Source organism: Bacillus cereus group sp. BfR-BA-01408 (genome assembly GCF_022663305.1).
Taxonomy (GTDB): Bacteria; Bacillota; Bacilli; order Bacillales; family Bacillaceae_G; genus Bacillus_A; species Bacillus_A pacificus.
Map to the genome: position 1 here is coordinate 93,460 of NZ_JAKUFF010000005.1, position 12,888 is coordinate 106,347.

The window sequence follows — 12,888 nt, forward strand, 5'->3', positions numbered from 1 at the left end:
CTACGCTAGGGGTATTTTTTTCAATCTACTAATCATATACTTTTTCTTTTTCTTTTTCCACTAAACCTTATACAATTTTCAGAAATTATATTATAAAATATATGTATGACTTAAGGAGGCTGTATATGAATCAAAATAAAAAAGCTATATTAGATCTTGTCTTTTATCTCGTAATCCCATTCCTCATTTGGAAATTTGCAAAACCTTATATCGATCCTTATTACGCGATGTTACTTTCCTCTGTTCCGGGGATTATTTATACACTGTATACCTTTAAAAAAGAAAAACAGTTTAACGTAACAGGGTTCTTTATTTTAATTACACTCATTTCTAATACAACGGTAGATCTATTATCTGGATCAGCTGAACGAATGTTGTGGAACGATGCGTATTATCACATCGTACTCGGTATTATCGTTATATGTACAATTTTTATAAAAAAACCACTTATGTTATATTTCGCAGCAGATATTGCTGCACTGCAAGGCCATGACCGTGATAAAAGTCGTGAACTGTATCGTGATAGTCGTATCTATCCAGCATTGCAATATTTAACGCTCTTTTTCGGTCTACAATTCATATTAAAAAGCTTCTTAAAAATTTATTTCATCTCTGTTTTCGGTGTAGATGGCTACGGTGAAATGAGAGCAATTATGACCGCTGTTGGATGGGGCATTTCCATTTGTATCGGAATTGGATTTATCTGGGTGAACAATAAAATACATGCCGTTACAGAAGAAAAAGAGTCTATGCAGTAAATGAAAATCCCCTAGTAGTATGATGCTACTAGGGGATTTTCATTTTGCTACACATATTACGAAATCTTTAACTTGATTTTTTTCTTTTATTTTTTACGTTTTGATAAAACAAAGCAGCACTTAGCGGCATAACACCAAACCACTTATTCATAAATGGCTCTTTTTCAGCACGGCGTTGTTCTTTCTTTTGTTTACGATCTTCTTTTGGAGCATCCATATACGACACAAACTGCTGTGTCACAAAGCGAACATAATCATTAGTAGACATATTATCATCACCTCTACTTGATTAGTATGTCCACTTTTTTATTCATTAATCTTTTCTTTTAATTCATCCATAATTTGCTTTACAGACTTATTCGTCGTATCAATATGGATATGGGCCTCTTCATAATAAGCTCGGCGCAATTCGAATTTCATTACAAATGCATCTATATCTTTCTTCTGAAATAGTGGACGTGTCGTATCTTCACGAAGTCTTTCTGCAATTACATGTGGATCACAATATAAATACACGACAGTTCCATTTTCCTTCATCCACTTTCGGTTTTCCTCTCGCTCAATAATTCCGCCGCCAGTTGTAATGATTACATTTTCAACAGGTAGTGAACGTAACATCTCACTTTCATATTCCCGAAAAGCCATTTCACCTTCTTCGGAAAAAATATCACGAATCTCCTTCTCTTGCTTCTCTTCAATTTTTTGATCTGTATCTATAACATCCATATGAAGTTCTTTACTTAATGCTTTTCCAATTGTTGTTTTCCCAGCTCCCATATAGCCGGTTATGTATATAGATTTCATTTTCGTTCCTCTCAATCGTCATGTATTACTTGTTATTATAACGAAAGATGCTACTTTATTTAATAAAAAAACGTTTTGTTCTTCTTATACACTGAAGAACAAAACGTAACATACTCGCTTTATCTATAAGTACCTCTTCTCATCCACTGCGTTGCAATCCATTTCTCACCTTTCGTTACAGGTGCCCCTCCGTGTAACGTAAGCTCATTTAGTGATTGATCTTGATAGAAATACTCAAAGTATACTGCCATTCCCTTTCTAGGGTGCACAGAAAGATTTAATTTCGGAAAGAAAGTTTCTCCGCCTTCTTCTACATCATTTAAGTACATGACAAGCGTACTAATACGATTATTAGCAGCTGATCTACTATGTTCCGCAAAATAATCATAGTGTGCTTTATATTGTTGATCCACTTCATAATTTAAAATGTGCAATCCTTCTCCATGCGAAACAGGAACATTCATGATAGATGAAATTCGTTTTTCAATCTTCGCAGTAAGTTCATTATCATCTAAAAATGCACCACTACTTGTTCGAATATCATTTACATCACGTGATGAGCCAACTTTAGAACGCGCTAATTTATTTTTAGACAATTCAATTAATTCATCACACTCTTCATCACTTAATACATTTCCTAACACGACAATAAGAGGTTCTTCGAATTTTGAAATAATTTGTATTTCCCTATCTTCTGTCATAATTGCATTTCCTTTATGATCAAAAATAGTTTGTTCCTTATTTTCACCTATTTGATTGTTGTTTGTCATTTCCCTATTCTCCCTAAAAATAATGATTGGATAGCATGAATATATCATATTCTTTCTACCTTTCTCTTTTTTGAGAAAATTTAAACTTTTAATTGTTTTATTTATCCATTTCCTTTTAAAAAACAGCCTATTTTCAAATGAGAAATCATGGTTTTTTATCCATATATTTTACATACTATCCTTCTATCCAATCAAATATTTTCTCATCCTTTTTTCTATACCGAAAGCTTACTTTATAGAAAATTTCTTGTTTGATTTTGCACTGCAATGAAACGAGAATAACGTCGTTTTCAAATACGTAATTTCCACTCGCTTCGCCCTTTTCATATGAAAAGAAAAAAGTATCTTCCTTTTCTTTTTGCCGTAAGTCTTTTTTTATATTTGTAATAGATTGATTTAGTATTTCCTCCAGTACAAACTTTTGCTCTATTTCAATATAAAAATTTTTATCTATAAGCAACATATTCGTTTCGTATATAAAGAACGAAGTTAATAATATAAGAAAAATGATTGTTCCTGGCATCGTAAATCCATCTTGTTTTATCATACATGTATTCCCATTTCGCTATACCTTATAGCTACACCTTCATATATTTTCCCGCTCCTATCTTTCACATTGATAAAGAGCAAATGAGGTGTTACTTCATACGAAACCATTTCAACATTTTGTAATATAACTTCTCTTCCGCGCATGTTCACTTTTCTTATAAGGTGATTATTCAATTTTTCATACGTCACTTCATCTCCAGTGCGAAGACGGAAGCGCAACATACTCTCTCTATTTTCAGGAACTATTTTTTCCACAAATGATACTTCACGAAACTCTAACTGTACTTGTCCTACAAACACATCCCATTCCCAATTATTTAACCCTTTTGATTGCTTGTTTTCTATTCCAATAAAGTTTAAACGTGGTAAGAGTAAAAAGAACAGTGATAACAGAAAAAAACATACGATCATTTCTATTAATGTAAATCCAACTTCTAATTCATTTTTTCTCCCGCATAAAAGCATTGTTCCATCATTTTTCCTTTCACATCTTTCCACATCGCACAAACTTCATTTCCTCCCCAATATGTGTAATATACATTTCCGTTTATGACTTTTTCTTTCTGTTGTTTTGCCTCATTCTCATACATATATAAAGCTGCTTCTTTTTTTAATAATACAAATGCCTTATAACGAATTTGTATGTTTTTTCGTTCTTGCATAATCAATACTGTTTGCGGAAGTAGTAAAGATACCATCATCATTACTATACTTAATGCTACAAGCATTTCAGCCATCACTGACCCTTTTTGACATTTCACGATACGTAAATCTCCCTCTTCCAAGCTGGAATACAATCTCATATTTATAACTTCGATACGAAAGTAAAATCGTGCCACCTCTATTAATATTTCCACTCGGATTATATGTCATCGGATTTGGAAAAGTATTCAAATCCAATTGTATATCGTTATCATATTCTCTTTTAATGATAGAAAGATCCGTACTCGATTCCCCTATATAATACATATGTCTATCTTTATGCCATCGTAATGTATAGTGTTTTTGACGGTTTATCGCTAATTGTTGCATATACAAAATATCATTTGAAAACTGTCTTAAAAATTGTTCAATTTTTTGTTTTTCATATAATGAATGTACATGAAAATACGTGACCATACTTAGTACAGAAATTGCAAATAAAACGAGTAGCATTTCTAAAAGTGTAAAACCTTTTTGCTTCACAGTTTCCCACTTGTTACTGTGCCATCATTGGAAATATGAATAGCTTCACCATTCGGACACTCATCCTTTGTAATATATTTCCCATCAATCAGCTCTTTTAGCGAGGGAATTTTATTATGTTGTAGTTGATATACTTGTATTTGAGCTTCTATAGATTTCACATAGGCTTTACATCCTTTTCCTTCGACGGATGAACGTTGCGTAACGACATTCGGAATAATTAATAGTAATAATACAGTGATGACGACCATAACTAATAACATTTCTAAAAGGGTAAACCCTTCCTCATTCTGCATGTAAATGCCTCCTATATAGAATTCATCATTTGAAACATTGGCATAATCATCGCTAAATACATAAGAACGACTATTGCTCCAATACACGTAAATAAAATCGGTTGAATAATCACTAACATACGTTTAATTTTTTGCTCAATCTTTTCCATAATTAGATCACTATAGTCACCTAATTCAATCGCCAAATTACCGTTCGCTTGTCCATGTGTAATAATATAAGAAAGTTCTTCCTCATAATATCCGCTTTTAGCAATAATAGATTGCAACGGTTCTCCCGCAATTAATTGGTGTTTAACTCGGCCCGCTTCATACTGAAAGAACGGCTGATACTTTTGCTCCATCATTATTGTTAGAGCCTCAAGTACTGATAGTCCTCCGTGTAATAAGCCGCTCAATTGAGTAGCGAAATAATGCGAATGCTTTAAAATAAGAAATGTTTTTACGAGGGGGATACGAAGCATAATTTTTACTCGCTTCATATGCGGGAGTTTCTGAAAGTACAATATATATACACTACAGCCAATCATAACGATAAAAATTGTGCTAAAAATAAGATAGGGTAGTAGCTTAATTGTACTTAATATTTGTTCTGTGAATAACGGTGCTGTAGAACCAAATGAACTATATACCATGTCAACCTGTGGTAATAAAATGCGGTTAAAAATCAAAATCATGATTATTAAAAAGAACGCCAAAAACATAGGATACTGCATTATTTTCATCATATCTTTCCTATACTTATCCTTTTTATAAAGAAGTGCACTCCCTTGTTGCAACGCAAAAGAAATATCACCATGTTGCTCGGCATAAAATAAATAGCTTAACATCTCCTGATGAAACTTTAATTGATGAAAAGAATCGTGTAGACTTTTTCCATTTTTTAATCCATCAATCATGTGCTGCAATTGTACTTTCTTTTCTAAAGGTAATTGAAACCGTAAAAATTCTAATGCCTGCAAAAGAGAGTATCCTTTTTCTAATAGTTCTCCTAATCGTTTCAGTAATATTACTTGATCACTTAAACTCCATATTTTCTTAAACATAAACATCCTCTTCTAAAAATCCTAAAGCGTATCCTTTTCGCAGCGAAGACTCTAATGTCTCATGCTTGTACGTGACACATTCCCCGTTTGCTTCTTTAATCGCTTGTTTTAACTCATATCCATATAACAACTCATAAATACTCGCTTGCCTTACTTGCCTCATTGATTTACATACAGTTGAGCACTTTCTTTTGCAAAACGGACACTTCAATTCAACAAGTCGCTGTGCAGCTATAGCCAATAAAGATTGTTCAATCTCTTGCCTCGTTATACCAAAATCCATGAACCGAAGTATTGCTCCTTTCGCATCATTCGTATGCAGTGTCGTCATTACTAAATGGCCAGTCAAACTTGCTCTTATAGCGATTTTTGCTGTTTCTTCATCACGAATTTCACCCACTAAAATAACATCTGGATCATGACGCAAAATAGCCTTTAGTCCAGCCTCATATGTGATACCTGCTTTTTCATTTATTTGAATTTGTAATACATCATCATTTCTTTTTTCAACTGGATCTTCCAGTGTAACGATGCGACGTGTTTTCTTTTTTCTAATCACCTCTAGTAATGCATACATTGTTGTTGTCTTTCCTGAACCAGTCGGTCCCGTAAATACGAGTAATCCATGGGAATAATGTAAAAAAGAAAGTAGTTTCTTCGCTGTACTTGGAAATAACGAAAGATGAGATAGCGGCTGAATAGACGCTTGTAAATGAAGACGAATAACGAGACTTTCTTGATATACGGTTGGAAGCGTGGAAAGGCGTAAATACACTTCTTGTCCATCTATTTGTATATATAGTGAACCGTTTTGTGGTTTCCGCCTCTCTCCTATATCCATGGATGCTAAAAATTTAAAGTGTGAAACAAGTTTTTCTCCAAATTCCTTTTCAATGTATTGTTTCGTCATTAAATCTTTCCCTATGCGCAGTTGAATCACTACATCCTTCTTCCGGGGCACAATATGTAAATCCGAAGCTTGTACCCTACACGCCTCTTTCAAAATCGTATTCGCAAAGCTTTCAATTCCATTCATCATTTTTCCCTCCCCACTATGTATATAGCATGAAGAAATCCATCTGAAAAATCGGTATTTTTGCATTTTCACTAGATGAAAAAGGAAAAATATGTTTGTGAAATTATGAACAATTTCCGAATTATTGTCTAAAATTACCTATACCCATGTTTATCTGTATTATAATGTTATTATCTTGGATAAAGTGATAAAGGTGGAGATCCTCATGGAACAAGCTTTAAAAATTACAGGTGTTTTAGCTGACCCAACTCGTTATTATATTTATAAATATATTTCTCAAAAACATAGTTACGTAACTGTACAAGAAATTGCTGATGAGTTTGACATTCATCCAAACGTAGCGCGTTTACATTTATCTAAATTAGAAGATGTTCATATGCTGAAATCTGAAACGAAGAAAACTGGAAAAGGCGGACGACCAAGCAGATTATATGTATTATCTGAAGATGTTATCCAATTACAATTCCCATTCCGTGACTATCAATTGTTAGCAAGAATCGCGTTTAATTCTTTACTTAGCCTTGGTGCTGCTGGTGAAAAAGCGCTATACGAAACAGGGAAACAATTCGGGGCCGAATTAATGCAACAACATATGCAGCGTTTAAATGTGAGTGAAGATGCCTTAACAGTTGAACAAAAAATTCAAATTGCAAAAGAAGCCTTTTCGACAGCTGGCTTATCACCTGCATTTGAATTAAGTGCAGATGGAACGAAAATTTTCTATGATGTACACAATTGTCCATTTAAAGAAGTTGCTGTCCATCACCCAACTGAAATTTGTAATATGCACGGAGATATGATGAAAGGGATTTTTGAAATCCTATTCCCTAACACGGAATTAACACGAAACGATAGTTTACTAGATGGATGTAAATCTTGTAATTATAAACTAACAATTTAATCTCTCATATAAAAAGAAGCCAATTATAATTGGCTTCTTTTTATATGAACGAATATTTACAATAGTAAGAAAAATAAACTATAATGAAGTGAGGTTTACTTTTTTTAGAAAAGGAGGGAGATGGCATGGAGCGCATGTTTCGCGTTCTCGGCTTTTGGACTGGAATTTTCTCGGTTATGTTTTACGTAGGAGATATGCATTCGACTGCACTACTATTTTTAGGACAAACAGGCTTCTTCGTACTTTTAAGCTATTTAAAATTAACAGAGCGTATGTATATATACGTATTCGGGGCATATTTAACTGTTTTCTTCATAGGATTTACATACTACACGACGTTTTTACTTGTGCCTGGCGCTGGACATTAAAAGATGGCATTTTGCCATCTTTTTTTTAATTCCGGAATTCCCTAGTTGACTTATAGGTTTTATTGACTTATATTCTATATAACAGATTGGAATTAGGGGGAATCAACATGAATACACTGCTTGTCGGAATTAACGTTGCAGTCATGCTCATTTTAGTTGGCGTATTATATTATATGCAACGTAAGCATGTATCTTTTAATAAACGCGTATTTACCGCTTTAGGAGTCGGAATTATCTTCGGTCTTATATTACAATTTATTTATGAGCCAACTTCTAAAGTAATTATTGAATCAAATACTTGGTTTGGCTTAATCGGTAACGGTTATGTGAAGTTACTTCAAATGATCGTTATGCCACTTATTTTAGTATCTATTATTTCAGCATTTACAAAATTACAGTTAACGAAAAACCTTGGTAAAATTAGTGGTCTTATTATCGGAATTTTAATTCTTACTACAGGAATTGCTGCAGCTGTCGGTATCGCTGCAAGTGCAGGATTTGATGTATCTGCAACTGGTCTGCAACAAGGTGATGCAGAATCTGCTCGTCTGAAGCTAGTTGAAGAAAGATTTACTTCTATTGAAAAAACAACAATTCCAGATAAATTATTAGAACTATTGCCTACAAATCCATTTCTTGATTTAACAGGCGCTCGTCCAACATCAACAATTTCTGTTGTAATATTTGCAGCCTTTATCGGCATCGCCTTTATAGGTGTAAAACGAAAATATCCAGAACAAGCAGAGCTATTTAAGAAAATGCTTGATGCTGTATATGCAATTGTAATGCGTATGGTAACATTAATTTTACGTCTTACTCCATACGGCGTATTAGCTCTTATGGCAAAAACAGTTGCTGGTAGCGACATAAATGCTATTTTAAAACTTGGTAACTTCGTGTTAGCGTCTTACGTAGCACTTATCGTAATGTTCGTTATCCACTTATTATTAATTGCTCTATCTGGTTTAAATCCAATTCAATATTTGAAAAAGGTGTTCCCTGTATTAACATTTGCATTCACATCTCGCTCTAGTGCTGGCGCAATGCCATTAAATATTGAAGCACAAAAAGAAAAGCTTGGTATTTCTGAAGGGATTGCAAACTTCGCAGCATCATTTGGAGTATCTATCGGACAAAACGGTTGCGCAGGTATTTATCCAGCGATGCTTGCAATGATGGTCGCTCCAACTGTAGGAATCGATCCATTACAACCACAATTTATTTTAACTTTAATCGCTGTCGTTGCGATTAGCTCATTCGGTGTTGCCGGTGTTGGTGGCGGTGCAACATTCGCAGCGTTAATCGTACTATCTACAATGAACTTACCAATCGGTATTGTCGCTCTTGTTATCTCAGTTGAACCATTAATCGATATGGGGCGTACAGCTCTTAACGTAAGTGGTTCTATGACAGCAGGTCTTATTTCTAGTAAATGGCTTGGTGAATTAGATCAAGATACGTACAATCAAGATGATACAAAAACTGGTGAAATTGCTTCATAATAAAAAGGACGCTAACAAAACTGTTAGCGTCCCTTTTTATTTCTTTTCATCTTCCTCTTTATCTTTTATACATAAGGCATAACATATTGTTTCAAACACTATGTATAAAGCTTTACCAATTACTTCAGCCATGGCAAAACACCACCTGTATATTAGAATAGATAATTATAAATAAATTATATATCTTTTCGAATCTTTATAAAAATTACACTTTTGTAAGGTTTTATAAAAACCGTGCTTTATACTTCTACTAAAAACTCTTCTAGTTGCTCTTTTAACTCCAATGTAAAATCTCGTTCTGTATACTTCATCTCCGTCTCCTTACACATAAAAAAAGAGAATACAATAACATATTCTCTTTCCTCACATATATTTCATTATCTCACAGCCCGTCCTTTTCACAAATAACCATTTTGTTCGCACCATTTATGAAATTGTCCTACGTCTACTCCAACTAACACGATATCCTTTAGCTCTACATCAATGATTTGTTCTCCAATTACAATAGCAAACTGCGATTCTAATTTTGTCTCGTTTTTCTTTACAATTCCAATTCGGTTCCGATGCGGTCCATCTTTTATATATGCTTTTTGTCCTACAATATCAAAGTTCAAGATCTTCACCTCTTTTACTGCGCTCAAATTGGAAATACGATCTCCACCTCGGAAAATTTCCTTTCATTGCACTATTTCTCTATATATATGACGAAACAATAAAAGAGTCCTTCCTTCTTTACAATTATTTTTTCTTTGTTTCATTTTTGTGATTGAAACGTAAAGTTTATAATAAAATACACTTGGAAGCGCTTTCTATGTAATTTTTTATGTTATAATGTATAAGTAGAACTTCGTAAAGAGGGTTAAAAAAATGAATACAAAAATGATAAAAAAAGTAATTGAAGCATTAAAAGTATATGGCTTTCAGAATGTATCATTCTGTGACAAAACGAAGCAATTTTTATTTCATAACGAAACCGATATTATGAGCGGCTATGCAGAAATAACATATAGTAGTCAATTTGAAAAATTCAACGTACAAATTCATCCTATTGAAACGCATCACCAAGCAGAGTTACAAGAGGTTGAAAGACATATACAGGCCTGTATAAGAAAAGTGGAATATTTAAACGCACTTCTTAGCGGACAAACAAAACTAGATGATAAAATTATTATAATGTAAAAAAAGAACGTGATAGCCTCACGTTCTTTTTTTACATTATACGTTCATCTTTTCCTTCAGTTGTAATCCTGTAATAGACTCTAATACATCCATTGCTTCTCCAAATGTCATGTCAAAAATTGTTTTATCTTCTATGTATGGAAACTGTCTGAAACGCTTTTCTAACATTTTCACAGCATCCGACGTAAAGTGTGCACTATCAATGCTAAATTCTGTTTCAAGAAGAACGATCCAATCTAACACATGAAAACCTAATCCATTTACGAATGAAATAAGTTTTTCTTCTGGCTGTGAAGATAAAAATACGTGTCGTTCCATCTCACTAAAAAGTTCTTCTCCTAAAATATGAGCTAATTCATCATCATGTTCGCGGTCAATGATTTCTTCATAACCATAATCATCTACAAGCTCTTCAACTTCTTCACTATCTGCAAAAAGTAATTGGCTAAGAAGTGCCTCTTTCTTAAATTCACTATTTTGTACGACTTCTAAAAAACTCGTTTCCCATCCATTTTCTAATTTCATATTATGTACTCCTTTATATACATTTCTTATCATCACTGTACCCAAAAGATCACTTTTATAACCTTGTAGACAGTTACTATTATTTCACATGATTCATAACATAAGATGCAAATTCTGCTGCATTTCCTTCAAAAATATTTATTTCTGGCAAATGATAGAACGTTGTTTGGAGCAGGTTTCCTTCATGATATACATATATATTTTTCTCTAGCGCAATCGCCATTCCAAACTCTGTGTGGCTGCCGTTTCCACCATCTAATATAAGTAAAAATACATCCGCTTCTTTAATAGCATTCTTTTCTGCCTGACCAATTTCTCTTAATTGCTCTTGATTCACAGCTCTTTCGTTTCTTGTCCAATCATATGTATGGTGCCATCCTGCATGTTTCAGTTCATTTGCTATAGAACGTACAAGGTGTTTATTTTGGAATCCTGAGGCGATATAAAAATTCATTTATATACACTCCTTCATTATATAAGGGGGAAACTCCATTTTAGCGTTATTTGCTATAAACATAATAAAGAATAACTTCAAAAAAAATCCCCATCTTTAAAACTTATTTGCGTTTAAATGATGGGATGCCTCATGGTCTTCTTTTATTTTTTGTTTTTTATAACTTTCATCAGCTAACATTTCTAGTTCAGCTGTTATTTCTGATTTTTCAAGCTCTCTTTCTTGCGAAAACTTCCTTGAAATATAAACAATAACACTACCAACGTACAACACAAAGCATATAATAAGTGCAGTATTTTCATAGAGACTTAGCTCCAACACAGTCACTCCTAATCCATTCGTATTTTCACGCTTCATTAATTGGAATTTCCCTACTAATCCATTTGCTATTGTAACATAAAAACACCGTTTCTTGGAATCTTTCACCCTATTAAAAGAGGCATGATTGTTTCATCATGCCTCTGAAATATGTTGAATGATTGTTTGAATTGCTTCTTTTCCATTATATTTTTTTAGAGCTGTTTTATACATTTCATTATTTTGATTTAATTCTTCGACATGCTTTATAAGAGATTTCACAGTCACATCTTCTTCATACAATACGGAAGCATATCCTTGTCTTTCAAAAGACTCTGCATTTAGTATTTGATCTCCACGACTTGCAAATTTCGATAGTGGAATTAAAACCATCGGCTTTTGCAATGTTAAAAACTCAAAAATGGCATTAGAGCCCGCACGTGAAATAACAAAATCTGTTATCGCTAATATGTCTGGCAGTTCTCCATGTACATATTCAAATTGTCTATATCCTTCTTTATTTTGTAAACTTTCATCAAGATTACCTTTTCCGCAAAGGTGAACAATTTGATATTTTTTCAGAAGTTCTGGTAACGCTTCTCGAACCGTTTCATTAATTTTTTTTGCGCCCAAACTTCCTCCCATGATTGTAATAACTGGCTTTTTACGTGAAAAACCTAAAAATGCTAAACCTTTTTCCCGATTTCCCTTTAGTACTTCTTCACGTACAGGAGATCCTGTATAAATTACTTTTTCTTTCGGTAAATGTTTCGCAGCTTCTTCAAATGTAACAAATATTTTCGAAGCGAAACGGAGCGCAATTTTGTTTGCTAGTCCTGGCGTCATATCAGATTCATGTAATAAAACAGGGACTCTATTTAGCCATCCTCCAATTACGACTGGTACAGATACGAAACCACCTTTTGAAAAAATCACATCCGGTTTTAGTTTTCGAATCCTTACATACGCATCCATAACACCCTTCATTACAAGAAATGGATCTTTTATATTTTTCAAATCAAAATAACGGCGTAGCTTTCCGCTCGCAATACTATAGTACGGAATGCCTTCCTTTTCTATAATCGTTTTCTCAATTCCTTGATGAGAACCAATATAAGAAATATCCCAATTCTGTTCTTGTAAATGTGGAATGATGGCTAAATTAGGTGTTACATGCCCTGCCGAACCGCCACCTGTAAAGACTATTTTTTTCATACGTCT

General features: G+C 33.5%; 20 protein-coding genes. 5 read left to right on the top strand and 15 right to left on the bottom strand.

Annotated elements, in window-relative coordinates; genetic code table 11:
- The first annotated feature begins 125 nt into the window (after positions 1-125).
- Entirely contained in the window at positions 126-758 is a 633-nt protein-coding gene (locus tag MR083_RS04850) for a VC0807 family protein (RefSeq protein ID WP_242268650.1), read from the top strand.
- 67 nt (positions 759-825) lie between these two features.
- Here MR083_RS04850 and MR083_RS04855 read toward each other — a convergent pair whose 3' ends face one another.
- The 10 genes from MR083_RS04855 to comGA all read right to left on the bottom strand — a co-directional run bounded on the left by MR083_RS04855 (position 826) and on the right by comGA (position 6,441).
- Positions 826-1,026, bottom strand: coding sequence for a YqzE family protein (locus MR083_RS04855; protein ID WP_000106079.1), 201 nt, complete (start codon positions 1,024-1,026; stop codon positions 826-828).
- A gap of 38 nt (positions 1,027-1,064) precedes the next feature.
- Positions 1,065-1,562 carry a shikimate kinase gene (locus MR083_RS04860; RefSeq protein WP_242268652.1) on the bottom strand — a complete coding sequence of 166 codons (498 nt, stop codon included), beginning with the start codon at positions 1,560-1,562 and terminating at the stop codon, positions 1,065-1,067.
- A 119-nt stretch (positions 1,563-1,681) separates the two neighbouring features.
- Positions 1,682-2,332, bottom strand: coding sequence for a 2OG-Fe(II) oxygenase (locus tag MR083_RS04865; RefSeq protein ID WP_000183846.1), 651 nt, complete (start codon positions 2,330-2,332; stop codon positions 1,682-1,684).
- 175 nt (positions 2,333-2,507) lie between these two features.
- Positions 2,508-2,879, bottom strand: coding sequence for a competence type IV pilus minor pilin ComGG (gene comGG / locus MR083_RS04870; protein WP_242268653.1), 372 nt, complete (start codon positions 2,877-2,879; stop codon positions 2,508-2,510).
- Positions 2,876-3,346, bottom strand: coding sequence for a competence type IV pilus minor pilin ComGF (comGF, locus tag MR083_RS04875; protein ID WP_113712357.1), 471 nt, complete (start codon positions 3,344-3,346; stop codon positions 2,876-2,878). The genes comGG and comGF overlap by 4 nt, the downstream gene beginning before the upstream one ends.
- The gene (gene comGE, locus MR083_RS04880) at positions 3,316-3,618 is read right to left on the bottom strand and encodes a competence type IV pilus minor pilin ComGE (RefSeq protein ID WP_000829518.1); all 303 of its coding nucleotides are present in this window, start codon (positions 3,616-3,618) and stop codon (positions 3,316-3,318) included. The genes comGF and comGE overlap by 31 nt, the downstream gene beginning before the upstream one ends.
- Entirely contained in the window at positions 3,611-4,066 is a 456-nt protein-coding gene (comGD, locus tag MR083_RS04885; protein ID WP_016718475.1) for a comG operon protein ComGD, read from the bottom strand. Before comGD ends, comGE begins: the two co-directional genes overlap by 8 nt.
- Positions 4,063-4,362 carry a competence type IV pilus major pilin ComGC gene (comGC, locus tag MR083_RS04890; protein WP_001178694.1) on the bottom strand — a complete coding sequence of 100 codons (300 nt, stop codon included), beginning with the start codon at positions 4,360-4,362 and terminating at the stop codon, positions 4,063-4,065. The genes comGD and comGC overlap by 4 nt, the downstream gene beginning before the upstream one ends.
- Before the next feature lie 11 nt (positions 4,363-4,373).
- Positions 4,374-5,405: a competence type IV pilus assembly protein ComGB gene (gene comGB / locus MR083_RS04895; RefSeq protein WP_139866670.1), complete on the bottom strand. Its 1,032-nt coding sequence runs from the start codon at positions 5,403-5,405 to the stop codon at positions 4,374-4,376.
- Positions 5,398-6,441 carry a competence protein ComGA gene (gene comGA, locus MR083_RS04900; RefSeq protein ID WP_073530042.1) on the bottom strand — a complete coding sequence of 348 codons (1,044 nt, stop codon included), beginning with the start codon at positions 6,439-6,441 and terminating at the stop codon, positions 5,398-5,400. The genes comGB and comGA overlap by 8 nt, the downstream gene beginning before the upstream one ends.
- Before the next feature lie 205 nt (positions 6,442-6,646).
- Here comGA and MR083_RS04905 point away from each other — a divergent pair, with 205 nt between their 5' ends.
- The 3 genes from MR083_RS04905 to MR083_RS04915 all read left to right on the top strand — a co-directional run bounded on the left by MR083_RS04905 (position 6,647) and on the right by MR083_RS04915 (position 9,212).
- The gene (locus MR083_RS04905; protein WP_000434105.1) at positions 6,647-7,342 is read left to right on the top strand and encodes a helix-turn-helix transcriptional regulator; all 696 of its coding nucleotides are present in this window, start codon (positions 6,647-6,649) and stop codon (positions 7,340-7,342) included.
- A 125-nt stretch (positions 7,343-7,467) separates the two neighbouring features.
- Positions 7,468-7,710: a DUF2626 domain-containing protein gene (locus MR083_RS04910; RefSeq protein ID WP_000440713.1), complete on the top strand. Its 243-nt coding sequence runs from the start codon at positions 7,468-7,470 to the stop codon at positions 7,708-7,710.
- Positions 7,711-7,817: 107 nt separating this feature from the next.
- The gene (locus MR083_RS04915) at positions 7,818-9,212 is read left to right on the top strand and encodes an L-cystine transporter (protein WP_001094339.1); all 1,395 of its coding nucleotides are present in this window, start codon (positions 7,818-7,820) and stop codon (positions 9,210-9,212) included.
- 398 nt (positions 9,213-9,610) lie between these two features.
- Here MR083_RS04915 and MR083_RS04920 read toward each other — a convergent pair whose 3' ends face one another.
- Positions 9,611-9,826 carry a DUF3912 family protein gene (locus MR083_RS04920; protein WP_001008330.1) on the bottom strand — a complete coding sequence of 72 codons (216 nt, stop codon included), beginning with the start codon at positions 9,824-9,826 and terminating at the stop codon, positions 9,611-9,613.
- A gap of 253 nt (positions 9,827-10,079) precedes the next feature.
- On the opposite strand from MR083_RS04920, the gene MR083_RS04925 reads away from it, so the two are divergent.
- Positions 10,080-10,391 carry a hypothetical protein gene (locus MR083_RS04925; protein WP_001093243.1) on the top strand — a complete coding sequence of 104 codons (312 nt, stop codon included), beginning with the start codon at positions 10,080-10,082 and terminating at the stop codon, positions 10,389-10,391.
- A gap of 36 nt (positions 10,392-10,427) precedes the next feature.
- Here the strand turns inward: MR083_RS04925 and MR083_RS04930 are convergent, their stop codons facing one another.
- The 4 genes from MR083_RS04930 to murG form a co-directional block, all read right to left on the bottom strand.
- Positions 10,428-10,916 (bottom strand): hypothetical protein, encoded by a 489-nt coding sequence (locus tag MR083_RS04930; RefSeq protein ID WP_139866666.1) that lies wholly within the window; start codon positions 10,914-10,916, stop codon positions 10,428-10,430.
- A 79-nt stretch (positions 10,917-10,995) separates the two neighbouring features.
- Complete coding sequence (locus tag MR083_RS04935) at positions 10,996-11,370, bottom strand: nucleoside 2-deoxyribosyltransferase (protein ID WP_242268656.1); 375 nt, start codon at positions 11,368-11,370, stop codon at positions 10,996-10,998.
- Between the two features lie 96 nt (positions 11,371-11,466).
- Positions 11,467-11,727, bottom strand: coding sequence for a DUF3966 domain-containing protein (locus tag MR083_RS04940; RefSeq protein ID WP_000817964.1), 261 nt, complete (start codon positions 11,725-11,727; stop codon positions 11,467-11,469).
- 96 nt (positions 11,728-11,823) lie between these two features.
- Positions 11,824-12,882, bottom strand: a complete 1,059-nt coding sequence (murG, locus tag MR083_RS04945) for an undecaprenyldiphospho-muramoylpentapeptide beta-N-acetylglucosaminyltransferase (RefSeq protein WP_000724750.1) — start codon at positions 12,880-12,882, stop codon at positions 11,824-11,826.
- Positions 12,883-12,888 lie beyond the last annotated feature (6 nt).